23 protein-coding genes are annotated in these 21,796 nt (G+C 67.4%); 10 read left to right on the top strand and 13 right to left on the bottom strand.

Translation table 11 applies throughout. The features are described from left to right. The first annotated feature begins 137 nt into the window (after positions 1-137). The 5 genes from H1343_RS14330 (at position 138) to H1343_RS14310 (ending at position 7,437) form a co-directional block, all read left to right on the top strand. Positions 138-2,027 carry an ABC transporter ATP-binding protein gene (locus tag H1343_RS14330; RefSeq protein WP_185983521.1) on the top strand — a complete coding sequence of 630 codons (1,890 nt, stop codon included), beginning with the start codon at positions 138-140 and terminating at the stop codon, positions 2,025-2,027. Then, positions 2,024-3,913, top strand: coding sequence for an ABC transporter ATP-binding protein (locus H1343_RS14325; RefSeq protein ID WP_185983520.1), 1,890 nt, complete (start codon positions 2,024-2,026; stop codon positions 3,911-3,913). Before H1343_RS14330 ends, H1343_RS14325 begins: the two co-directional genes overlap by 4 nt. Positions 3,914-4,373: 460 nt before the next feature. After that, positions 4,374-4,934, top strand: a complete 561-nt coding sequence (petA, locus tag H1343_RS14320) for a ubiquinol-cytochrome c reductase iron-sulfur subunit (protein ID WP_185983519.1) — start codon at positions 4,374-4,376, stop codon at positions 4,932-4,934. 17 nt (positions 4,935-4,951) lie between these two features. Beyond that, positions 4,952-6,241 (top strand): cytochrome b, encoded by a 1,290-nt coding sequence (locus H1343_RS14315; RefSeq protein WP_185983518.1) that lies wholly within the window; start codon positions 4,952-4,954, stop codon positions 6,239-6,241. A gap of 380 nt (positions 6,242-6,621) precedes the next feature. Then, on the top strand, positions 6,622-7,437 hold the full coding sequence (locus H1343_RS14310) for a cytochrome c1 (protein WP_246333629.1): 816 nt from the start codon (positions 6,622-6,624) through the stop codon (positions 7,435-7,437). Between the two features lie 73 nt (positions 7,438-7,510). Here the strand turns inward: H1343_RS14310 and H1343_RS14305 are convergent, their stop codons facing one another. The 5 genes from H1343_RS14305 to H1343_RS14285 all read right to left on the bottom strand — a co-directional run bounded on the left by H1343_RS14305 (position 7,511) and on the right by H1343_RS14285 (position 11,342). Further along, positions 7,511-7,981, bottom strand: coding sequence for a MaoC family dehydratase (locus tag H1343_RS14305; RefSeq protein ID WP_185983517.1), 471 nt, complete (start codon positions 7,979-7,981; stop codon positions 7,511-7,513). After that, entirely contained in the window at positions 7,978-8,430 is a 453-nt protein-coding gene (locus H1343_RS14300) for a MaoC family dehydratase (RefSeq protein ID WP_185983516.1), read from the bottom strand. The genes H1343_RS14305 and H1343_RS14300 overlap by 4 nt, the downstream gene beginning before the upstream one ends. 276 nt (positions 8,431-8,706) lie before the next feature. Next, positions 8,707-9,810: a redox-regulated ATPase YchF gene (gene ychF / locus H1343_RS14295; protein ID WP_185983515.1), complete on the bottom strand. Its 1,104-nt coding sequence runs from the start codon at positions 9,808-9,810 to the stop codon at positions 8,707-8,709. A gap of 82 nt (positions 9,811-9,892) precedes the next feature. Further along, the gene (pth, locus tag H1343_RS14290; RefSeq protein WP_185983514.1) at positions 9,893-10,618 is read right to left on the bottom strand and encodes an aminoacyl-tRNA hydrolase; all 726 of its coding nucleotides are present in this window, start codon (positions 10,616-10,618) and stop codon (positions 9,893-9,895) included. A 58-nt stretch (positions 10,619-10,676) separates the two neighbouring features. Continuing rightward, complete coding sequence (locus H1343_RS14285) at positions 10,677-11,342, bottom strand: 50S ribosomal protein L25/general stress protein Ctc (protein ID WP_185983513.1); 666 nt, start codon at positions 11,340-11,342, stop codon at positions 10,677-10,679. A gap of 233 nt (positions 11,343-11,575) precedes the next feature. On the opposite strand from H1343_RS14285, the gene H1343_RS14280 reads away from it, so the two are divergent. Beyond that, a complete protein-coding gene (locus H1343_RS14280) occupies positions 11,576-11,785 on the top strand; it encodes a hypothetical protein (protein ID WP_185983512.1) in 210 nt (69 codons plus the stop codon). Here H1343_RS14280 and H1343_RS14275 read toward each other — a convergent pair. The 6 genes from H1343_RS14275 to lgt all read right to left on the bottom strand — a co-directional run bounded on the left by H1343_RS14275 (position 11,772) and on the right by lgt (position 17,156). Next, a complete protein-coding gene (locus tag H1343_RS14275) occupies positions 11,772-12,026 on the bottom strand; it encodes a hypothetical protein (RefSeq protein ID WP_185983511.1) in 255 nt (84 codons plus the stop codon). The genes H1343_RS14280 and H1343_RS14275 overlap by 14 nt on opposite strands. Before the next feature lie 80 nt (positions 12,027-12,106). Continuing rightward, positions 12,107-13,039, bottom strand: a complete 933-nt coding sequence (locus H1343_RS14270) for a ribose-phosphate pyrophosphokinase (RefSeq protein WP_185983510.1) — start codon at positions 13,037-13,039, stop codon at positions 12,107-12,109. 111 nt (positions 13,040-13,150) lie between these two features. Next, entirely contained in the window at positions 13,151-14,302 is a 1,152-nt protein-coding gene (locus tag H1343_RS14265) for a M24 family metallopeptidase (protein ID WP_185983509.1), read from the bottom strand. A 42-nt stretch (positions 14,303-14,344) separates the two neighbouring features. Then, positions 14,345-15,154: a peptidoglycan editing factor PgeF gene (gene pgeF / locus H1343_RS14260; RefSeq protein WP_185983508.1), complete on the bottom strand. Its 810-nt coding sequence runs from the start codon at positions 15,152-15,154 to the stop codon at positions 14,345-14,347. 32 nt (positions 15,155-15,186) lie between these two features. Then, the gene (locus tag H1343_RS14255; protein WP_246333118.1) at positions 15,187-16,275 is read right to left on the bottom strand and encodes a class I SAM-dependent methyltransferase; all 1,089 of its coding nucleotides are present in this window, start codon (positions 16,273-16,275) and stop codon (positions 15,187-15,189) included. Next, entirely contained in the window at positions 16,272-17,156 is an 885-nt protein-coding gene (lgt, locus tag H1343_RS14250; RefSeq protein WP_185983507.1) for a prolipoprotein diacylglyceryl transferase, read from the bottom strand. Before lgt ends, H1343_RS14255 begins: the two co-directional genes overlap by 4 nt. A gap of 162 nt (positions 17,157-17,318) precedes the next feature. On the opposite strand from lgt, the gene H1343_RS14245 reads away from it, so the two are divergent. The 4 genes from H1343_RS14245 (at position 17,319) to H1343_RS14230 (ending at position 19,652) form a co-directional block, all read left to right on the top strand. Further along, positions 17,319-17,624 carry an accessory factor UbiK family protein gene (locus tag H1343_RS14245; RefSeq protein WP_185983506.1) on the top strand — a complete coding sequence of 102 codons (306 nt, stop codon included), beginning with the start codon at positions 17,319-17,321 and terminating at the stop codon, positions 17,622-17,624. A 343-nt stretch (positions 17,625-17,967) separates the two neighbouring features. Beyond that, positions 17,968-18,471 (top strand): type III secretion system chaperone family protein, encoded by a 504-nt coding sequence (locus H1343_RS14240; protein WP_185983505.1) that lies wholly within the window; start codon positions 17,968-17,970, stop codon positions 18,469-18,471. Positions 18,472-18,530: 59 nt separating this feature from the next. Continuing rightward, complete coding sequence (gene proC, locus H1343_RS14235) at positions 18,531-19,298, top strand: pyrroline-5-carboxylate reductase (RefSeq protein ID WP_246333627.1); 768 nt, start codon at positions 18,531-18,533, stop codon at positions 19,296-19,298. A 42-nt stretch (positions 19,299-19,340) separates the two neighbouring features. Then, positions 19,341-19,652, top strand: a complete 312-nt coding sequence (locus H1343_RS14230) for a tRNA-binding protein (RefSeq protein ID WP_185985684.1) — start codon at positions 19,341-19,343, stop codon at positions 19,650-19,652. Positions 19,653-19,677: 25 nt separating this feature from the next. Here H1343_RS14230 and H1343_RS14225 read toward each other — a convergent pair whose 3' ends face one another. Then, on the bottom strand, positions 19,678-21,090 hold the full coding sequence (locus tag H1343_RS14225; protein ID WP_185983504.1) for an ATP-binding protein: 1,413 nt from the start codon (positions 21,088-21,090) through the stop codon (positions 19,678-19,680). Continuing rightward, positions 21,090-21,794 carry a response regulator gene (locus H1343_RS14220; RefSeq protein WP_185985683.1) on the bottom strand — a complete coding sequence of 235 codons (705 nt, stop codon included), beginning with the start codon at positions 21,792-21,794 and terminating at the stop codon, positions 21,090-21,092. The genes H1343_RS14225 and H1343_RS14220 overlap by 1 nt, the downstream gene beginning before the upstream one ends. Positions 21,795-21,796: the final 2 nt, after the last annotated feature.

Below are 21,796 nucleotides of genomic sequence, written 5' to 3'. Positions count from 1 at the left end.
GATAGGGCCTGCACCTCGCCTTTGCGAGCGCCGGCGTGAAAGCGCGGCGCGCAGACCTATATGCGCATCGGCTGCGCTGCGCCTGCGTTACAGCGCGCGAGCCCGCCTGCCGCCTGCCCGCACCGACTGGAATACAGATGTTCACCTTCTTCGAGCGGCTCGTCGATCCGTTCCCCTCGCACTCGCCGAAGAGCCCGCCCGCCTCCTTCTGGCCCTTCGTCTGGCACTATGCGCGGCCGGTCTGGCCGCTGCTCGTGCTCATGGCGATCCTGACGGCGTCGATCTCGATCGTCGAGCTGTCCCTCTTCGGCTTCCTCGGCACGCTGGTGGACTGGCTGTCGAGCTCTTCGCGCGAGACGTTCCTCCAGGACGAAGGCTGGCGCCTCGCGCTGATGGGCGGCGTGATCCTCGTCCTTCTGCCGGGCCTCGTCTTCTTCAACTCGCTGATCTCGTTCCAGACGCTTTTCGGCAATTTCCCGATGCGCTTCCGGTGGAGCGTCCACAACTGGCTGCTCGACCAGACGCTCGGCTTCTTCCAGGACGAGTTCGCCGGCCGCGTCTCCACCAAGCTCATGCAGACCGCGCTGGCGGTCCGCGAGACGGTGATGAAGCTGATCGACGTCTTCCTCTATGTCGCGGTCTACTTCACCGGCATCATCGTGATGGTGGCTCTGGCGGACTGGCAACTCGCCACGCCCTTCGCGCTCTGGGTCCTCGGATACGTCCTGATCCTGCGCCATTTCATCCCGCGCCTGATGCGCGTCGCGCAGGCACAGGCCGACGCCCGCGCCCTGATGACGGGCCGCGTGGTCGACGCCTATTCCAACATCGGCACCGTCAAGCTCTTCGCCCACACGACGCGCGAGGCGCTTTATGCGCGCCAGTCGATGGAGCCCTTCCTCGATACGGTCCACGGCCAGGCGCGGCTGATCAACCTCTTCTATCTCTGCCTTTATCTTCTCAACTCGCTGCTTCTCTTCGCCATCGGCGCGCTCGGCATCTGGCTCTGGATGGGAGAGCTTGTGTCGGTCGGCGCGGTGGCGGTGGCGGTCGGCCTCGTCCTGCGCCTCAACGGCATGAGCCAGTGGATCATGTGGGAGGTCTCGGCCCTGTTCGAGAACATCGGCACGATCCGCGACGGAATCTCGACCTTCACGGCCCCGATCGCGCTCGCGGACGCGCCGGGTGCGAAAGCTCTTGAAGTGACGCGTGGCGAAGTGCGTTTCGAGAATGTTTCCTTCGCCTATCGTGCGGCCAAGCCGCACCGTGCGGCGGGGCCCGTGGTGAAAGGCTTCGACCTCACCATTCGTCCGGGCGAGAAGATCGGCCTCGTCGGGCGCTCCGGCGCCGGCAAGTCGACGCTCCTCAATCTGCTTCTGCGCTTTTACGACGTCGAGGAGGGCCGAATCCTGATCGACGGGCAGGATATTCGAGGCGTCACGCAGGCCTCGCTGCGCGCCCAGATCGGCATGGTCACGCAGGATACGTCGCTTCTCCACCGCACCATCCGCGAGAACATCCTCTACGGCCGCCCGGAAGCGAGCGAGGAGGAGGTGCGCCGCGCGATCCGACGGGCCGAGGCCGAGGGCTTTATCGAAGGGCTGACCGACATCGAGGGCCGCCACGGCCTTGATGCTGAGGTCGGCGAGCGCGGCGTCAAGCTCTCCGGCGGCCAGCGCCAGCGCATCGCCATCGCCCGCGTCATGCTGAAGGACGCGCCGATCCTCCTGCTCGACGAGGCGACGTCCGCGCTCGATTCGGAAGTGGAGGCCGCGATCGCCGAGAACCTCTATCGCCTGATGGAGGGCAAGACGGTGATCGCCGTGGCGCATCGCCTCTCGACCATTGCCGCGCTCGACAGGCTCGTCGTCCTCGACGCGGGCCGGATCGTGGAGGAGGGCACCCATGCCGAGCTCGTGGGCGCCGGCGGGATTTACGCCCAGCTCTGGGCGCGGCAGGCCGGTGGGTTCCTCGACGATGGAGGCGAGAAGGTTCCCGGCGCGCTACCGGCGAGGGCGGCGGAGTGATCGAACGGGCGCTCAAGCGCTTCGAGCGGATCCTGGAGCCTTTCGGCGACGACCCGGAAGAGGGGCGCCCCGGCGAGCCCCGTCCCGTGGGCGGCCTCAAGCCGCTGCCGGACGACACCAATCGCTTCATCTGGCACTTCACCCGGCAAGCCAAATGGCCGCTTGCGGGCATCCTCGTCGTCGGTGGGCTGACGGCGCTGATCGATGCGCTGCTCTTTACCGGGGTCGGCTGGATCGTCGACGCGCTGGAGAGTTCGACACCGCAGACGCTCCTTGCCGATCACGGCCTGCTCCTCTTCGGCCTCGCCGCCGTCACGCTCTTTCTGCGCGCCGCCGTTCTCATCGCCTCCTCGGTGCTCGAGGAGCAGATCGTCGCGCCCGCCTTCTACAACCGCATCCGCTGGCAGAGCTATCGCCGGTTGATGGACCAGTCCTACACCTTCTTCCAGAACGACTTCGCCGGGCGCCTCGCCACAAAGGTGCAGCAGGTGGGGCAGGCGACGGGCGACTTCGTCGTCACGCTCCTCCAGACCTTCTGGAGTTTCGCCGCCTTCGTCGTCCTCACGGTGACGATCCTCGGCTCGATCGACTGGCGGATGATGGTCGTGCTCGGGTTCTGGTCGCTCGGTTATCTGTGGATCGTCTACGCGCTTCTGCCGCGCATCCGCGAGCTGGGCCGCGAGCGCGCCAACGCCAACTCGATCTGGACGGGCCGCGTCGTCGATGCCTTCACCAACATTCTCTCGGTCAAGCTCTTCGACACGGCGCGCACGCAGGACACGTTCGTGCGCGAGGGTTTCCAGCTCAATCTCGACGCCGTCTGGCGCCTTTGCCGGGCGCTGACGACGGTGCGAGGCGCGGTGGCGATCCTCAATGGGCTGATGATCACGGGCGTCGGCGTCGTCGCCATTGTCGGCTGGCAGGAAGGCACCGTCACGTCGGGCGGTGTGGCGACGGCGCTCGGCCTCGTCCTGCGCCTCAACCAGATGTCGGGATGGATGATGTTCTCCATCAACGGCATCGTGCGCAACTATGGCACGATCCAGGACGCGGTCGCGACCATTTCCGTGCCGCCAGCGCTGATCGACGCGCCGCACGCGCGGCCCCTGCGGGCGAGCCGCGGGGACATCCGCTTCGAGAACGTCACCTTCCACTACGGCAAAGGCGGCGGCATCGTCCAGGATCTGTCGCTGCACGTGAAGCCGGGCGAGAAGGTCGGCCTCATCGGGCGCTCCGGCGCCGGCAAGACCACGCTCGTGAACCTTCTTCTGCGTCTCTACGACCTCGAGGGCGGCCGCATCCTCGTCGACGGACAGGACATCGCGCATGTGGGACAGTCCTCGCTGCGCGGCGCGATCGGCGTCGTCACGCAGGACACTTCGCTCCTCCACCGCTCGATCCGCGACAACATCGCCTACGGGACGCAGGACGCGGACGACGCCGCGATCGCGCTTGCCGCCGAGCGTGCCGACGCCGCCTCCTTCATCCCGAAGCTGCGCGATCCGAAGGGGCGGACGGGCTACGACGCCCATGTCGGAGAGCGCGGGATCAAGCTCTCCGGGGGGCAGCGCCAGCGCATCGCCATCGCCCGCGTCCTCCTCAAGGACGCACCGATCCTCGTCCTCGACGAGGCGACGTCGGCGCTCGATTCCGAGGTCGAGGCCGTGATCCAGGAGAGCCTGAGGGAGATGATGGCCGGCAAGACCGTGATCGCCATCGCGCACCGCCTTTCTACCATCGCCCATCTGGACAGGCTGGTCGTCCTCGACGAGGGGCGCGTGGTGGAAGAGGGGACACACGCGGAACTCGTCCGCGCCGGTGGTCTCTACGCCTCGCTCTGGCAGCGGCAGTCGGGCGGTTTCATCGCTTCGGAGGCCGCCGAGTGAGGTGGTCGCGAGGCGGCGGCGCCATGTTGCGTTGATGTGTCGCTCGGGGCCGGTCGACACTCAGCGTTCGGTGCGTGGTATGAGCGAAAAGGGATGCGGTCTAGGAGCGGAGCCGAAGGTAGCGTGATTTCCATCGAAGTCCCGCGACGACGAAAGCAGCCTTTTTCGCCATCTCGCCGTGGGACTCGGCGGATTTCGCCCGAATGCGTCGAAAAATCCTCGGGGGGGCGCCCGCGTCGGCTTTCTCTCCTGTTCGGACACGAAATCCGCTTGCGCCACGCCCGAACCTTGAATGTCGGTTCGCCTCAGTCTGGACAAGTTCCAAGGCGCCCCGTAGAAAACCGCGCGGGTGGCGAAGGTGAGGACGTCCGCCGGCCGACATGCGTCCGGCACGAGGTCCTGCCGTTTGCCGCTGCCTGCGGGGTCCCGCCCCCGTGACCGTCAAGGAGTGTCGATTCCCGTGAGCGCCAACGATTCCGCCGAGCCCACCCGCCGGGACTTCCTTTACATCGCCACCGGCGCGGCAGGAGCGGTCGGCGCGGCGGCGGCCGTATGGCCCTTCATCGACCAGATGAACCCCGACGCCGGTACGCTCGCGCTTGCTCAGGTGGACGTCGACGTCAGCCAGATCGCCGAGGGTCAGTCGATCACCGCGCGCTGGCGCGGTCGCCCGGTCTTCGTGCGCCATCGCACCGCCGCCGAAATCGAGGCGGGGCAGGAGGTCGATCCGGCCACGCTCCCCGATCCGATCGCGCGCAACGAAAACCTGCCGGCCGACGCGCCGGCCACGGACCAGAACCGCGCCGCCGAGGGGCAGGAGCAGTGGCTGGTCATGCTCGGCGTGTGTACGCATCTGGGCTGCGTGCCGCTCGGCCAGGCCGGTGACTACAATGGCTGGTTCTGCCCGTGCCACGGATCGCACTACGACACGGCGGGGCGCATCCGGCAGGGGCCGGCACCGCGGAACCTCGACGTTCCGATCTTCGAATTCATCTCCGAAACAACCGTTCGCATCGGCTGAGGGGGCGCCGCATACCTATGAGTGGTCATTCGACTTACGTTCCCTCCACCGGCATCGAGCGCTGGGTTGACGCCCGCCTTCCGCTGCCGCGTCTCGTCTACGATTCGTTCGTCGCCTATCCGGTTCCGCGCAATCTGAACTACGCCTACACGTTCGGCGGCATTCTGGCGGTCTTCCTCGTTATCCAGATCCTCACCGGCGTCGTCCTGGCCATGCACTACGCGGCCAACACCGAGGTCGCCTTCGGCTCGGTCGAGCGCATCATGCGCGACGTGAACTGGGGCTGGATGCTGCGCTACATGCACTCCAACGGCGCCTCGTTCTTCTTCATCGCCGTCTATCTCCATATCTTCCGCGGTCTCTACTACGGCTCCTACAAGGCGCCTCGCGAGATCCTGTGGATCCTCGGCGTCGTGATCTTCCTTCTGATGATGGCAACCGCCTTCATGGGCTACGTCCTCCCATGGGGCCAGATGTCCTTCTGGGGCGCCACCGTCATCACCTCGTTCTTCACCGCCTTCCCGATCGTCGGCGAGCCGATCCAGACGCTGCTGCTCGGCGGCTTCTCGGTCGACAACGCCACGCTCAACCGCTTCTTCTCGCTGCACTACCTCCTGCCCTTCATGATCGCTGGCCTCGTGGTTCTGCACGTCTGGGCGCTGCACGTCACCGGCCAGACGAACCCCACGGGCGTCGACGTGAAGAGCGAGGAGGACACCGTTCCCTTCACCCCGCACGCGACGGTGAAGGACGGCTTCGCGATGATCGTGTTCCTCGCGGTGTTCGCCTATTTCGTCTTCTACATGCCGAACTACCTCGGTCACCCGGACAACTATATTCCGGCCAACTCGCTGGTGACGCCCTCGCACATCGTGCCCGAATGGTACTTCCTGCCGTTCTACGCCATGCTGCGCGCCATCACCTTCCCGATCGGCCCGATCGACGCGCAGCTCGGCGGCGTCCTGGTGATGTTCGGATCGATCATCATCCTGTTCTTCGTGCCGTGGCTCGACACCTCGCGCGTCAAGTCCACCTCCTACCGCCCGATCTACCGCGTCTTCTTCTGGATCTTCGCGATCAATGCGGTGTTCCTCGGCTGGCTCGGCTCGCGGCCGGCGGAGGGAATCTACCCGCTGCTCTCGCTCATCGGCACGATCTACTATTTCGGCCACTTCCTGATCGTCCTGCCGGTGCTCGGACTGATCGAGACGCCGAAGAAGCTGCCGAACTCGATCACCGAGGCTGTCCTTGCCAAGAATGCGGCCAAGGCCAAGCCGGCGCCCGCAGGCGGGGAGCATCAGGCCTGATGAAGCGCTCGAAGGATTTCGCAATGAAGAAGCTTCTGACGGCCTGGATGACGGCGGGGGTTCTGGTCGCAGCCGGTCCGGCACTGGCGCAGGCACCTGCGCCGCAGGACGGCGCTCCGGCTGCCGGCGAGAGCGCTCCAGCTCCCGCCGAAGCCGCTCCTCAGGCTCCGGCACAGACCCCGGCCGAAGGCCCGGATGCGACCCCGGCCGATGGGGCTGACGCCGCGGCGGAGGCCGAAGAGGCACGTGAGCAGCAGGCCGGCGAGCCGGCCGACGCGCAAGACGCGGACGGGACGCCCGCGGGCGCCGACGCCGACGGCACCGTCGAGGGTGCCGCTCCCGGCGAGGCGCCGCAGGCAAGCGGCGGAACCGAAGAGGCGGTGGCGGGCGCCGATGCTCACGCCAACGACGAGGAAGAAGAGCACGGCACCCCGCACTATCCGATGATCAAGCCCGAGGAGCTTTCCTGGAGCTTCGCCGGTCCCTTCGGCACATGGGATCTCGGCCAGCTCCAGCGCGGCCTCAAGATCTACCGCGAGGTCTGCTCGGCCTGTCACTCGCTCGAGCTCGTCTCGTTCCGCAACCTGGAGGCGCTCGGCTATTCCGACGCGCAGGTCCGTGCGCTCGCCGCCGAGTACCAGATCCAGGACCCCCTCCCGAACGCCGAGGGCGAGATGTTCGAGCGTCCGGGCATCCCGTCCGATCGCTTCCCGAACCCCTATGCCAATCCGGAGCAGGCGGCCGCTTCGAACGGCGGGGCATATCCGCCGGACCTCTCCCTGATGGCAAAGGCCCGTGCCACCGAGCGCGGCTTTCCGACCTTCGTCTTCGACCTGTTCACGCAGTATGCCGAATCGGGCCCGGATTACATCCACGCCCTTCTGACGGGCTATGGCCAAGAGCCGCCGTCCTACGTCGAGATCCAGCCGGGTACGCATTTCAACCCGTACTTCGTGGGCGGCGTGGCACTGGCGATGGCGCAGCCGATCCAGGACGGTCAGGTCACCTACGACGACGGTGCGCCCGAGACGCTCGAGCAGTATTCGCGCGATATCTCCGCTTTCCTGATGTGGACGGCCGAACCGCATCTCGTGGAGCGCAAATCGACGGGGTTCGTCGTGCTTCTGTTCCTCGTGATCTTCGGTGCGATGGTCTACGGCGTGAAGCGCAAGGTCTGGGCGAACACTCCGCACTGATCGCGCAGGATCATCCGCCTGCAAAGCAGAGAGGGGCCCGCGAGGGTCCCTTTCTGTTTTGCACAGATGCGGGTCAGTCCGTTCCCACGAAGGCCGCCGCATCCAGCGAGAACACCTCCGTCCCCGCGCCGTTGGTCGCCGTCGTGTGGCTCTCCACCACGCCCCAGCCGACCTTCGACTTCGAGGCGCGCTTGCCTGTGACGGTCGCGCGGTAGGTCAGTGTATCTCCGGCGAAGACCGGCTTCAGCCAGCGTATGTTCGTCACGCCGGGGGAGGGGCCGAGGAGGGGAGCGGGATTGCCTGCGGCGATGTGCGCAGCGACTTCGGCGCGCCGGAAGTCGACGAGAAGACGCATCATCGCGGCCGTGATGTGCCAGCCGGAGGCGCACAGGCCGCCGAGAGTGGAGGCATGTGCGGCCTCTTCGTCGAGATGGAAGGGCTGCGGATCGTATTTGCGCGCGAAGCGCACGATCTCGTCCTTCTCGAAGGTGTGGCTGCCGAGCTCCTGTACCCTGCCGATCTCCAGCGTGTCCCAATAGCTCAACGGGCGGCCTCCGCGCCGGCGCGCACCATCACCGTGTAGCGTGCGGAAAGAACCGTCTGCCCCGCGCTGTCGGTGACGTCGGTGTCGAAGGTCACGAGGCCGAGATGTGGCCGGGACGCCGAGCGGCGCGCGGCCGTCACGCCGGCATGGCCGCCGAGCGTTTCGCCGGGGCGCACCGGGCGCATCCACCGCACATGCTCGGCGCCGGGTGAGCCTTGCGAGGCGATGTCCTTCAGATGCCCGTCGAAGGCCATCTTCATCATCATCGCGCAGGTGTGCCAGCCGGAGGCGGCGAGTCCGCCGAGAAGGCTCGCCTCGCCGGCTGCGTCATCCAGATGGAAGGGCTGGGGGTCGAACTCCGTGGCGAATTCGACGATCTCCTCACGGCTCACATGGTAGGGAGCGAGCGGCAGGCGCTCCCCCACCGGCAGGTCTTCGAACATGCGCATCGCTGGCCCTCCCTTCGCGTCGGCGTCGTCGCCGATCCTACAGGGAGTGCTGCGGCGCGGCCAAGGCGTGCAATGCGGGAAACGGCGCTTCGCATCGACCTCCGCGTGCCGGACCGGCAGAGGTACGGAGCATGGATCGCCGGCCTGGCGGCCGAGGATGAGCCTGCCGAAAGGACAAAGGACGTCGTCCTCGCGCGAAGCGCGGTGGATACATGGCCGAAGCGGTGAGAAAGATGCTGCGGCGCGGCCCGCCCTCCGTCAACCGCGCCCGTCTCGTCAGACGTTGAACTTGAAGAGCATCACGTCGCCGTCCTGCACGACATACTCCTTGCCCTCGTCGCGCGCCTTGCCGGCCTCCTTGGCCGCCACTTCGCCGCCGAGCCCGACATAGTCCGAGTAGCCGATCGTCTGGGCGCGGATGAAGCCCTTCTCGAAATCGGTGTGGATCACGCCCGCCGCCTGCGGAGCTTTCGAGCCGCGACGAACCGTCCAGGCGCGCGTCTCCTTCGGGCCGGCGGTGAAGTAAGTGATGAGGTTCAGGAGCTCGTAGCCGGCACGGATGAGCCGGTCGAGGCCGGGCTCGGCGAGGCCCATCGCATCCAGATAGTCACCGACCTCGTCTTCCGGGAGCTGCGCGATCTCGGCCTCGATGGCGGCGGAGATCACGACGGTCTTCGCGCCCTGCCGCTCTGCCATCGCGGCGACGGCCTGCGAATGCGCATTGCCCTCCGCCGCATCGGCTTCGGCGACGTTACACACGTAGAGGACGGGCTTGGAGGTGAGCAGGTTCAGCCCGCGCAACTCGCGTGTTTCCTCGACGTCGAGATCCTTGAGGAGCGTGCGCACAGGCTGACCGTCGTTCAGCTTGGTGAGCGCGGCCTCCATGATCGGAAGCTGCGCGATCGCCTCCTTGTCCTTGCCCTGCGCCTTCTTGCGGGTTCCGACGACACGGCGCTCGAGGCTTTCGAGGTCCGACAGCATCAGCTCGGTTTCGACGGTCTCGGCGTCCGCCACCGGGTCGATGCGCCCCTCGACATGGGTGATGTCGTCGTCCTCGAAACAGCGCAGCACATGGACGATTGCGTCCACCTCGCGGATGTTGGCGAGGAACTGGTTCCCCAGGCCTTCGCCCTTGGAGGCGCCACGCACGAGGCCCGCGATGTCGACAAAGGTGATGCGCGTCGGGATGACGTTCGCCGACTTGGCGACCTTCGATATGTCCTTCAGGCGCGGGTCCGGCACGCCGACATCGCCCGTGTTCGGCTCGATCGTGCAGAACGGGTAGTTCGCGGCCTGCGCCGCGGCGGTCTTGGTCAGCGCGTTGAAGAGCGTCGACTTGCCGACATTGGGAAGTCCGACGATGCCGCAGCGAAAGCCCATGTGTCTCGTTCCTTGCCTTATGCGAGCGAGGCTGTCTGCGCGCGGGCGATCCGGCCCCCGGCGTGCAGGATGAGAACCCGCTTCAGTCCTTGTTTCCGAACAGTTTGCCGAGCATGGCCGCGAGCGGCTCGCCCGGCGGCACGGCGCCCGTGCCCGACCCGGTGCCGATCTTCGGTCGCGCCTGGCGGATATGGCTCTGGCCCTTGGGTTTTGCGGCCCCGCGTGCCGAGGCGGGCTCGTCGGAGCCTGTCGTCTGCGCGAGGCGGTTCATGAACCGGGCGTCCTCGCCCTTGGCCAGCAGGCTTGCATCCCGCGCCATCGCCTCGATCAGCGGGTCGAGCCACGTCGCGTCCGCCTTGGCGAAGTCCGAAAGGACGTAAGGGGAGACGCGGTCCTTGTCGCCCGGATGGCCGATGCCGATCCGCACGCGTCGATAGTCCTTGCCCAGATGGGCATCTATGGAGCGCAGGCCGTTGTGGCCGCCGTGCCCGCCCCCGGTCTTCACCCGCACCTTGCCCGGCGGCAGGTCGAGCTCGTCGTGGAAGACGACGATGCCGGCGGGGGCGATCTTGTAGAAGGACGCGGCAGCCAGCACCGAACGGCCGCTCTCGTTCATGAAGGTCTGGGGCTTGAGAAGCAGAACCTTGCCGCCGTCGATCCGACCTTCGGAGATCTCGCCCTGGAATTTCTTCGACCATGGCGAGAAGGACGGATCGCGGTGGATCTCGTCGAGCGCCATGAAGCCGACATTGTGCCGGTTTCCGGCATATTGGGGGCCGGGATTGCCGAGCCCGACGAAGAGCAGCATGTCCCGACCTCCTTCGTATTCGCGGCAGCGGGGACGGGCGTCGCCGCCCCCGGCCCGATTACTTGTCCTCTCCGGACGCCTCGCCCTCGGCGGCCTCGGCATCCTCGCCGATCACCTCGGTCTGAGGTGCCTCGTCCTCGCCCTCGTCGACTTCCTCGGCCATCGGCGGCACGATCGTCGCGATGGTGAAGTCCTCGTCGGAGGTCAGTGTCACGCCCGTCGGCAGCTTCAGCGCCGAGACATGGACCGCGTCGCCGATCTCGAGGCCCGTCAGGTCGACGGTGAATGCCTCGGGGATCTGCTCTGCCGGGCAGTTCACTTCGATTTCGTGCAGCACGATATTGAGCGAGCCGTCATTGGCCTTGATGCCGGGCGCCGCGTCCTCGTTCTCGAAGTGGACGGGGATGTTCACCGTCACGATGGTGTTCTTCGAGACGCGCAGGAAGTCGACATGAGCCAGCGTGTCCTTGACGACGTCCAGCTGGTAGTCCTTCGGCAGCACGCGGATGCTCTTACCGCCCACCTCGATGGTGGCGATCGTGGTCAGGAAGCCGCCGGCGTGCAGACGCAGGAAGGTTTCCTTGTAGGGGACGGCGATCGGCAGGGGCTCCTGCTTGTCGCCGTAGATGACTGCGGGCACCATGCCGTTACGGCGGAGATGTCTGGCGGCCCCCTTGCCGACCTTCTCGCGCGCTTCGGCCTTGACCGTGTAGCTCTCGCTCATGGGTTTGTCCTTATTGATCAGAGGTGGTCGAGCCGGCCAAGGCCGGAACGACGAAAAGCGGCCCGTGAGGAGCCGCTTCCCCCCCGCGCTGCCTCCAAGGGTGTCCGCGCGGGATGCGTGCCTATAGCGCGCGTGCGTCGACGGGGCAAGTTCGCGGAACATCCTGGCGCGGCGGAACGCAGCCGGGTGCGACCTCATTGCTTCGGGACATGCAGCCGGAAAGGAGAGACGTCGTGTCGAACATCGAGCCGAACATCATCGACCCCGGCAAGGGCACCCCGCCGCCGCCGGACTCGCTGCCCGACCCGGATCATGTGGGGGACGACACCGTGCGCGAGCCGCCCGACCCTGACTTGCCGCCCATCGATCCGGACCCGGAAGAGGGCGGTAACGATCTGCCGGACGATATCGAAAGGGCGGGTCGAAGCCTCAACGCACGATGACAGGGCTGTAGACGACGGACGGGCGGCCGTAGAACGGATCGTTGTTGCGCCAGGCGCGGCGATCGGCCTCGCGCGAGAGGTCGATCCGCTGGAGGCATTCGGCGAAGGCGTCCGTGCCGTTGCGGAAGCCGTAGTCGCGGCAGCTCGCCTCGTCGGCCGCGCGTCGCTCGGCAGGAGTCATCGTCGTGCATCCGGCCAGTGTGGCCAGCACGAGCGTAAAGGCCGCGAACCGTGCGCGCATCGTGAATTCTCCCATCGTCCGGGAGTGTGATGTAGGTGAGCGGCGGGCGGCCACCAAGAGGCGGCGGTCTCGAAGGCGGGTCAGTCGAAGAGCGAGGATACCGATTCCTCGGAAGCCGTGCGCTGGATCGCCTCGCCGAGAAGGTTGGCGGTGGTCACGACACGGATGTTCCTCGCCTCGCGGACGGCCTTCGGCGGCTGGATGGAATCGGTGATGACGAGCTCCTCGAGGCGCGACGACTCGATGCGTGCCACCGCGCCGCCGGACAGGACGCCATGCGTGATGTAGGCGCGCACGCTGGCTGCGCCGTGGTTCATCAGCGCGTCGGCCGCGTTGCAGAGTGTGCCGCCGGAATCGATGATGTCGTCGACGAGGATGCAATGCCGCCCGTCGACTTCGCCGATGATGTTCATCACCTCGGACTCGCCCGGCTTCTCGCGGCGCTTGTCGACGATGGCGAGCGGCGCGTCGAGCCGTTTGGCGAGTGAGCGAGCGCGCACGACGCCGCCGACATCGGGCGAGACGACCATGCAGTTGTCGAGGTCGACATGCTCCTTGATGTCGCGCGCGAGCAGCGGCACGGCAAAAAGGTTGTCGGTCGGGATGTCGAAGAAGCCCTGGATCTGGCCGGCGTGCAGATCGAGGGTCATGACGCGGTCGGCACCGGCCTCGGTGATGAGGTTGGCGACCAGCTTGGCGGAGATGGGCGTGCGCCCGCCGGCCTTCCGGTCCTGCCGGGCATAGCCGAAATAGGGAAGGACCGCGGTGATGCGGCGCGCCGACGCGCGGCGCATCGCGTCGATCATGATCAGGAGTTCCATCAGATGATCGTTCGCCGGATAAGCGGTGGACTGCACGATGAAGACGTCCTCGCCGCGAACGTTCTCCTGGATTTCTACGAAAATCTCCTCGTCGGCGAAGCGACGGACCGAGGCGCGACCGAGCGGGAGCTCCAGATACTTGCCGATGGCTTCGGCAAGAACGCGGTTGGAGTTCCCGAAGAAGAGTTTCATGTTTCCGCTGTCCCGCCGCCGTCTTGCGCAAGAAGGCGGCGTGGCCCGTCGCGGCCGCCTATGGCGCGGCTCTTAGCAAGATCGCCCGGAGAGTCAAAGGACCGCAGCGCATCACTCGACGACGGAGAGTTCCAGCGGCAGGCGCGAAAGCGGTTCGGGTGCGCCCGTGGTGGTCAGATAAGTCCGCCCGAGCGTCATCGCGGTGCCTTCGTCGGAATCCATGATGATCATGTGCGCGAACAGCGTCATGCCGGGCAGGATGGGCTCCTCGTTGCCCGCCATGAACATCTGCGGATCCATCCAGGAAGGTGCGTAGCGCGCGCCGACCGAATAGCCGCAGGCGGCGAGGCGATGGCGAACCAGCTTGTGCTCTTCCATCACCCTCGCGTGGGCGTCGAAGACTTCGCCGAAACTGTGGTCAGGGCGCATCACGTCTTCCACCGCCAGCAGCGCCTCGCGGGCGGCGGCGAAGAGCTCCTCATGGCGCATCAGGGGCCTGCCGACGATCACCGTGCGCATGGCCGGCGCGTGATACTGCGCCTTCACGCCGGCCCACTCCACGGTAAGCTGGTCCTGCGCCGAGAGCTGGCGACGGCCGGACTTGTAGCGACACAGGAGCGCGCTTTCGCCGGAGCCGAGGATGAAGGGGTTGGCCGGATAGTCGCCGCCCTGACGCAGCACTTCGCCCTGCAGGGCGTGCAGGAGCTCGGCCTCGTTGGCGCCCTCCCGCACGAGCGGTAGCATCGCGTCGAAGGCGTCGTCCGTCATGCGCGCGGCCTGCCGCACATACTCGATCTCGGCGGGGCTCTTCAGGAGGCGGAGCGCCGGCACGAGGTCGGAGGCGTCGATGAGGGTAGCGAAGGAGCCGAGCCGCTCCTGCACGGCCTGGCCGTTGGCCGCCGTCAGCCCGTGGGTCGCCCATTCGATGCCGACGCGCGCGCCCAGAAGACCCATGTCGTCGGCAAGGTCGCGCAGGTCGATCGCCGGGTTGGCGCCGGCCCGGTCGCGCCAGAGCGTGATGGTCTCGATGTTCGAGGTCTGGCGCGCCTGGCGCAGATCGGCCGAGCGGGTGAGCAGGCGCATCTCGCCGCCCGCCTTCACCACCAGACACTGGAAGAAGCAGAAGCCGAACGAGTCGTAGCCCGTCAGCCAGTACATCGATTCCTGCGAGAAGATCAGGATGGCGTCCAGCTTGCGTTCGGTCATCTCGACCGTCAGCCGGCTGAGGCGCCCGGCGAATTCCTCCGGCGCAAAGTGCAACAATGTCCCGTCCTCGAATTGTCTTTGTTGTTGTCCAGCTCGCCGTCAGTGCGTGATGGCGATGGCCGAAAGCTGTCGACCGTAGTCGGTCTCGCCGCGATGGGTGGTGCGGCGGAAGGAGAAGAAGCGCTCCTCTTCCCCATAAGTGCAGCGTCCGACGAAGCTGGCATGAACGCCGGCGCGCGAAAGGCGCGAGACGATGAGGCCCGGCAGGTCGAACTGGCGCTTGTCGCCCGCTGCGCCCTGCGCAAAGAAGCGCTCGGCCTCGCAGTCGTCGCCGACGATGCCGTCCGCCATCTCGGCGGAAACCTCGTAATTGGCCTGCATGATCGTCGGGCCGAGCACGGCCACGATCCGCTCGCGCGTTGCGCCGAGGCCTTCCATGGCCTCGATCGTGGCTTCAAGGACCCCGGAGACCGTTCCGCGCCAGCCGGCATGGGCCGCGCCGACGATGCGAGCCTCTTCGTCGGCGAACAGGACCGGGCCGCAATCGGCCGTGACGACGGCGACCGCGAAACCGGGCGTGGCGGTCACCACTGCGTCGACCTTGGGCCGCTCGGCGCCGAAGGGACGGTCGATCACGGCGACGTCCGGCGAATGGATCTGCCAGGGGGTCGCGAGGTCCGGCGCGGTCAGCCCGAGGAAATGCGCCGCGCGAGAGCGGTTCTCGCGCACGGCTTCCGGCTCGTCATGGCTGCCGGAGCCGACATTGAGGCCGCGATAGATGCCGCTCGAGACGCCGCCCGAGCGGGTGAAGAAAGCGTGCGCGATACCGCCTTCGGCGGGCAGGCGATCGCTGCGAACCACGTCCTGCAGGGTCAGATGGGAGGCCGATTCGAGGCGCTTGTCGAACATGGCGCGGATCGTGGTCGAGGGGCCGGGGGAAGTCAATCGAGCGCGGTGGCCACCGCGAAGGGCGGCAGCGCGAGGGGCCGCGAGGCACAGGCGATGGCCCTGAAGAGGGCGCCCATCTCACCCGCGCCGGTGCCGGCGAGCCGCCGCGCGGCAGCCTCCACGCTGGCCGGATCACCCTTGCGTGCCAGAGCCTTCGCGCGCTCCGCCAGCCCCAGCGCGAACAGAAGCGCGCCCTGTTCCATGGCCGGCGAGACGGCCGCGCCGGCCGCGCCGAGCACCGCGCCGAGGCGCTCGAAGTCGACGTGGCTGGTGATGTCCTGTCGTCCCGGATCGGCGAGCACCGGCGCAAAGGCATGACCGCGCAGGGCCTGGAGCGTATCGCCGAAACCCGAGCGCGCATGGCCGTAGTCGAACACGAGCACCGCGCCGCCGTGGCTTGTCACATGCGAGCCGATCTCGGCGGCGAGCGCTTCGCGCAGGGGCGCGCTTTCGAAGATCGCGCCTTTCGTCGGCGCCTTGTCCGGTAGGCCGACCGGTTGCGAGGCGGGACCGTCCACGAAAGCGAGCGCGCCGTCCGCATCGAGGCCGACGAGGCGCTCGCGCCAGTTCGCGCCGTCGAAGCGGTACTGGCGGATGGCGACCGCGTCGAAGAGCTCGTTGGCGACGAGAAGCAGCGGCAGCGGTTCCAACTGGCCCAGTCGCTCCACATGGCGCAGCGGCAGATCGAAGGGCGCGAGCCGCTCGGCCTGCATGGCCGAAAGGCGCGGGCTCGTCTCGACGAGCCGCACCCGCATGGCCTTGGCGAAGTCGAGGTCGAGCCGCATGACCGTGCGCAGGATGTCGGCCATCAGCGTGCCGCGCCCCGGCCCGAACTCGGCGAGGAGAAAGGGGGAGGGGCAGCCGACCTCGCGCCACGCCGCCACCAGCCACGCGCCGACGAGTTCGCCGAACATCTGGCTGATCTCCGGCGCGGTGGTGAAGTCGCCGCCCGCGCCGATCGGCGTGCCGGTGGTGTAATAGCCGGCGTCCTTGTCGAAGAGCGCGATGTTCCAGAACCGCTCCACACTCATCGGCCCGCTCCCGGCGATGGCGGCGGCGATGCGCGGGAGGAGTGCGCTCACGCCGAGGCCGGCGCCCCTGCCGCCTTCACCGCGCTCGGGCTCGGCGTCTGCGTTGTCGGCCGTGCGGTCGTCACGGCCCAAAGGCCGACGATAACCATCGGCAGCGACAACACCATACCCATCGTCAACCACGATGTGCCGAGGAGATAGCCGATATGGGCGTCCGGCAGCCGATAGAACTCGACGAAGATGCGCGCCAGCCCGTAGCCGAGGATGAACACGCCGCCCGTCAGGCGTGGGCGATGCAGCGATTTCAGGCCGTGCGTGAAGATGCGAAGCACGATGAAGAGGAGAATCCCCTCAAGCGCTGCCTCGTAAAGCTGGCTCGGATGGCGCGGCTCGGGGCCGGCGCCCGGAAACACCATCGCCCACGGCACCGAGGTCGGCGCGCCCCAGAGCTCGCCGTTGATGAAGTTGGCGATGCGGCCGAAGAACAGGCCGAAGGGCACGCTCGCGGCCACGATGTCGATGAGCCCGAAGGCCGGCACCTTCCGGTTGCGCGCGAAGAGAAGCATCGCGATCGTGACGCCGATCAGCCCGCCGTGGAACGACATGCCGCCCTCCCAGAGCCGGAAGAGGGACAGGGGATCGGCGAGCCAGCGGTCGAAATCGTAGAAGAGGATGGAACCGATGCGCCCGCCGAGCACGATGCCGGCGGTGATCCAGACGATGAAGTCGTCGACATCGGTCTTGGAGATCGGGGAGACGCCGCCCGGCCAGAGCTTGCCGTTGGAGGCGAGCGCGCGCCCATAGAGCCAGCCGCACAGGATGCCCGCGACATAGGCGAGGCCGTACCAGCGGATGGCGAGCGGCCCGATCTGGAGGAGCACCGGGTCGATGGCCGGATAGGCGAGGACGCCGGCGAAGGAGAGGGTGGACATCGGCGCAGACCCGGCTCTTTTGCGTTCGCGCGGAGCTTTGGACGGGCCCCGCGGTGAGGTCAAGCGACAGACCTGTGGCGCCTCCCGTGCCATTGCCAAGGGCCTCGGCGGGGCTTACCTCAACCGTCGAACCCATTCGCCCGAAAGCCCGAGGCCCGACCCATGAACAACAGCCGCACCCCGAACCGCGTCCTCGACGAGTTCGCGCGCATCTTCACCGACACGGCCGGCGCCGCGCAGGGGGTGCGCCGCGAGGTCGAGACCGCGATCCGCTCGCAGACCGAGCGCGTCATCCACCAACTCGAGCTCGTTCAGCGTGAAGAGTTCGAGGTGGTGCGCGAGATGGCGATCCGTGCGCGCGCCGAGAACGAAGAGCTCAAGAGGCGCATCGCCGAACTCGAAGGGCGCTCGCATTCCTCGCCCGTCGATCCGGGTGCGCCGGCAAGCCCGGCCGCGCCGACGCTCTGAGCGTTCCGGCCCGGCGTTTTCCACAGGCTTTCGACAGGTTTTGCGCGTCATTCGCCCGTCTTGTTCGCTGCGCGAAAACCCAGCGCAGTGAGTCGCTTAGAGTCGGCGATTCGCGCGTTTCGTGATCGCCGTCGGCCGCGCTTCGGTTAATATTTCGTTTCACCGCTGGTGTCAGGACTCGCGGTCGATACACTGATTCCAAAGGGTGATTCGGCGTTCGGCCGGTCGCCCCGGGGAAGCGGTGGACGGCTTGGGCGAGGACCCGACGCCATCCGCGTCCCGTCGCGGACGAGGACCCGCGACGGGACGCGGGCGCCGCGATGCGGCAAAAGGTGAAGCGAAAATGCAATTGGCAGCAGAGGCCGAGGTCCGGCGGCAGTCGAACCCGGTGGACGTCGTGGAACTGGTGGCTGCCACCCGCGACTGGATGTTCGAGCGCTCGTGCGACGACGAGATCGCCGTCTCGGTGAAGGGGCTCCACGCCGATTACTCGGTCTCCTTCTCGTGGATGGAGCAGTGCGAAGCGCTGCATCTGGCCTGCGCCTTCGATCTGAAGGTGCCGGGTCATCGCGAGGTCGAGGTGCTGCGGCTTCTGGCGCGCATCAATGAGGGCCTTCTCATCGGCCATTTCGACCTGTGGCCGAGCGAGGGTGTGGTGATGTTCCGCCACACGCTTCTCCTCTCCGGCGGGGCCGAGCCGACCAGCCAGCAGGCCGAGCAACTTCTGTCCTGCGCGCTGGAGCATTGTGAGCGCTATCACCTCGCCTTCCAGTTCGTGATCTTCGCCAACCGCTCTGCGCAGGAGGCGCTGGCCTGCTCGCTCTTCGAGACCGTGGGGCGCGCGTGAGCGGCGATATCGCCTCCACCCTCGCCTCGGGCCGCGTCGTTCTCGTCGGCGGTGGCAACATGGGCGCGGCGATGGCGCAGGGCTGGCTTGCCGCCGGCCTGAAGCCGGGCAACCTCCTTCTCGTCGATCCCAGGCCCGGCACCGCGGCCGAGCCGCTTCTGGCGGCCGGCGTGAAGCATGTCACGACGCCCGAAGGCGCCGCGGCCGACATCGTCGTGCTGGCAGTCAAGCCGCAGGTCATGGACGCGGCGATGCCCTCGCTGGCTCCGATCCTGACGCCGGACACGCTCGTCGTCTCGATCGCGGCGGGGCGAACGATCGCCTCGATCGAAGCGGTGGTCGGCGAGCGGCCGGTCGTCCGCGCCATGCCCAACACGCCGGCGCTGATCGGGCGGGGCATCACCGGCGCCTATGCCAACGAGCGCGTTTCGCAGGATGCCCGCGCGACGGCCGACGCGCTCCTGTCGGCCTGCGGGCCGGTGGAGTGGGTGCGCTCGGAAGGCGAGATCGACGCGGTGACAGCCGTTTCCGGTTCCGGTCCGGCCTATGTCTTCCATCTCGCCGAGGCATTGGCCGAAGCCGGTGCGAAGGCCGGGCTTGAGCCCGAGTTGGCCATGCGTCTTGCGCGCCATACGGTCGCGGGCGCGGGTGAACTGATGATCCGCGCCGAAGAGGAGCCGGCGCAGCTTCGCCGCAACGTGACCTCGCCCAACGGGACGACGCAGGCCGCGCTGGACGTCCTGATGGGCGAGGGCGGCCTCGTGCCATTGATGGAGCGTGCCGTGGCCGCCGCGAAGGCCCGGGCCGAAGAACTGTCGAAGGGATAGCGCTTGGAACCGGTCGCGCCGCAGATCACGATCGACGACTTCATGAAGGTCGACATCCGCGTCGGCACGATCGTCGCGGCCGAACCCTTTCCCGAAGCGCGCAAGCCGGCCTTCCGGCTGCAGATCGATTTCGGGCCCGAGATCGGCGTCAAGAAGTCCTCGGCGCAGATCACCGTGCGGCATTCGCTGGATGAGCTCGTGGGCCGTCAGGTAATGGCGGTGGTCAATTTTCCGCCGCGCCAGATCGGTCCGATGCGTTCCGAAGTGCTGACCCTCGGCTTCCCCGACGAAGCCGGGAACGTCGTCCTCGGCGCCCTGTCGATGCCAGTCCCGAACGGCGGCCGGCTCTTCTAGAGCGCATCGCTTTTCCGGAAACGCTTCAGGCCGGTATCCGCACCATCGCGCGCAGGCCGCCGAGCTCGGACGCCGAGAGCAGGACGTCCCCGCCGTGCGAGCGGGCGATGTCGCGGGCGATGGCGAGGCCGAGGCCCGTGCCCCCGTCGTCGATGTTGCGGGCCGTGTCGAGGCGCACGAAGGGCTTGAAGGCCTCCTCGCGTTGTTCCGGCGCAATGCCCGGCCCGTCGTCCTCCACGCTCACCGTCAGCCAGCGCCCGTCGTGGCGCGCCGTCACGCGCACCGAGTCGGCGTAGCGCATGGCGTTGACGACGAGATTGTTGATCAGCCGGGTGAAGCCGTCCGGCCGGACCATGATGCGCGGATCGCCCTGAATGTCGGCCGAGAAGGCGCAACCCTTCATCTGTGCCTGCGTCTCGAGCTTGGCGAAGACGCGGGAAAGATCGAGTTCGCCGAACTCCTCGCCGGCTTCGCCCTTGGCGAAGGCGAGATAGCCCTCCAGCATCCGCTGCATTTCGTCGACGTCGTTTTCCAGCTCGCGCCGGTCCTCGCTCTCGGCGAAGAAGGCGAGTTGCAGGCGAAAGCGCGTGAGGACGGTGCGCAGGTCGTGGCTGACGCCGTTGAGCATCTGCGTGCGCTGCTCGATCTGGCGCTCGATGCGGTCGCGCATCTGGATGAAGGCGAGCGAGGCGCGCCGCACTTCGGAGGCGCCGCGCACGCGAAAGTTCGGTGGCATCGGCAGGCCGCGCCCGAAGCCGTCGGCGGCTTCCGCGAGTTTCTGGATCGGCCGGATCTGGTTGCGCAGGAAGAGCACCGCAATGAGGATCAGCACCAGCGAGGTGCCGACCATCCAGACGATGAAGATGTGCGTGTTGGAGGCGTAGGCTGAGTTGCGCCGGGCAAAGACGCGCAAGACCGCATTGTCGAGCTGGATGCGGATCTCCACGAGGCGCGAGTCGCCCACCGTGTCGATCCAGAAGGGCCGCGCGATCTGGTTGGTGATCTCCTCCGACAGGATGCCGTCGAGGATGTTGAAGAAGGGGCGCGGGGCGGCCGCTGGCAGCGGCTCTGCCGGCAGGACGGAGATGTTGAGGTCCAGCGTCTCGCGCGCGATCCGCGTGATCGTCGAATAGTCGGCGTCCTGGGGGTAGCTCTCGATCACGTCGATGATCGAGGCGATGTCGCGCACGACGGCCGTCGAGAGGCGCTGCGTCACCGTCGCCCAGTGGCGCTCCATGAAGACGACTGAGACGATGACCTGGAGAAGCACCATCGGCGTGATGATGATGATGAGCGAGCGTCCGTAGAGACCGGTCGGGGCGAACTTCGCCAGCCAGTTCGGAAAGTGCACGCGGCGGGGCAGGCGGAAGGGCAGCTTCGCGCCGAGTTTCTTCCAACCGCGCCGCGTCGGGCGCCAGACCCGCTCGATCAGGGTCATCAGTCGACGTTCAGGCGGTAGCCGATGCCGCGCACCGTCTGCAGCCAGAGCGGGTTGGCCGGGTCGCTCTCGACCTTCCGGCGCAGGCGGTTGATCTGGACGTCCACCGTGCGTTCGCCGACATCGACCTCCGAGCCGATGAGATCCTGGCGCTGGATCGTCTCGCCGGCGCGAGCGGCGAACTGGGAGAGGATTTCCTGCTCGCGGTCCGTCAGGCGGATCACCTCGCCGCCGCGCTTCAGCTCGCGCCGCGAGAGCGAGAATGTGAAGGGGCCGAAGCGCACCGTTTCCACTTTCGGTGTGGTCGCCGGCGCCCCGCGCCGCAGGATGGCGTTGACGCGCAGGAGAAGCTCGCGCGGGTCGAAGGGCTTGGCGAGATAGTCGTCGGCTCCCGCCTCGAGACCCTCGATGCGGTCGTCGATTTCCGAGCGTGCCGTCAGCATCAGGATCGGCGTGTCGCGCGTCGGTGAGAAGGAGCGCACGAGTTCGAGGCCGCTTTCACCCGGCATCATCACGTCGACCACCATGAGGTCGAAATCGAGCCCGGCGAGAATGCGTCGCGCCTCCGCGGCGTCGGCCGCGGTCGAGACACGGAACTGCCGCTCCGAAAGGAAGCGGGACAGGAGGCTGCGGATGCGCCGATCGTCGTCCACCACCAGGAGATGTGGCGCGTCGTCGCCGATCGCGGCCGGTGCCGTATCGATCG

Origin of the sequence: Aureimonas mangrovi (assembly GCF_014058705.1) — a bacterium.
In the GTDB taxonomy this organism is placed as follows: domain Bacteria; phylum Pseudomonadota; class Alphaproteobacteria; order Rhizobiales; family Rhizobiaceae; genus Aureimonas; species Aureimonas mangrovi.
The sequence above is the reverse complement of the archived record's forward strand: the minus strand, read 5'-3'. Positions and strand labels throughout refer to the sequence as shown.

What these genes read in the sequence shown, in the direction of transcription:
- H1343_RS14330 (WP_185983521.1), top strand. Translation starts at nt 138, where the DNA reads ATGTTCACCTTCTTCGAGCGGCTCGTCGATCCGTTCCCCTCGCACTCG.
- H1343_RS14315 (WP_185983518.1), top strand. Translation starts at nt 4,952, where the DNA reads ATGAGTGGTCATTCGACTTACGTTCCCTCCACCGGCATCGAGCGCTGG.
- H1343_RS14300 (WP_185983516.1), bottom strand. Translation starts at nt 8,430, where the DNA reads ATGCGCATGTTCGAAGACCTGCCGGTGGGGGAGCGCCTGCCGCTCGCT.
- ychF (WP_185983515.1), bottom strand. Translation starts at nt 9,810, where the DNA reads ATGGGCTTTCGCTGCGGCATCGTCGGACTTCCCAATGTCGGCAAGTCG.
- pth (WP_185983514.1), bottom strand. Translation starts at nt 10,618, where the DNA reads ATGCTGCTCTTCGTCGGGCTCGGCAATCCCGGCCCCCAATATGCCGGA.
- H1343_RS14285 (WP_185983513.1), bottom strand. Translation starts at nt 11,342, where the DNA reads ATGAGCGAGAGCTACACGGTCAAGGCCGAAGCGCGCGAGAAGGTCGGC.
- H1343_RS14275 (WP_185983511.1), bottom strand. Translation starts at nt 12,026, where the DNA reads ATGCGCGCACGGTTCGCGGCCTTTACGCTCGTGCTGGCCACACTGGCC.
- H1343_RS14270 (WP_185983510.1), bottom strand. Translation starts at nt 13,039, where the DNA reads ATGAAACTCTTCTTCGGGAACTCCAACCGCGTTCTTGCCGAAGCCATC.
- pgeF (WP_185983508.1), bottom strand. Translation starts at nt 15,154, where the DNA reads ATGTTCGACAAGCGCCTCGAATCGGCCTCCCATCTGACCCTGCAGGAC.
- lgt (WP_185983507.1), bottom strand. Translation starts at nt 17,156, where the DNA reads ATGTCCACCCTCTCCTTCGCCGGCGTCCTCGCCTATCCGGCCATCGAC.
- H1343_RS14245 (WP_185983506.1), top strand. Translation starts at nt 17,319, where the DNA reads ATGAACAACAGCCGCACCCCGAACCGCGTCCTCGACGAGTTCGCGCGC.
- H1343_RS14240 (WP_185983505.1), top strand. Translation starts at nt 17,968, where the DNA reads ATGCAATTGGCAGCAGAGGCCGAGGTCCGGCGGCAGTCGAACCCGGTG.
- proC (WP_246333627.1), top strand. Translation starts at nt 18,531, where the DNA reads ATGGGCGCGGCGATGGCGCAGGGCTGGCTTGCCGCCGGCCTGAAGCCG.
- H1343_RS14230 (WP_185985684.1), top strand. Translation starts at nt 19,341, where the DNA reads ATGAAGGTCGACATCCGCGTCGGCACGATCGTCGCGGCCGAACCCTTT.
- H1343_RS14225 (WP_185983504.1), bottom strand. Translation starts at nt 21,090, where the DNA reads ATGACCCTGATCGAGCGGGTCTGGCGCCCGACGCGGCGCGGTTGGAAG.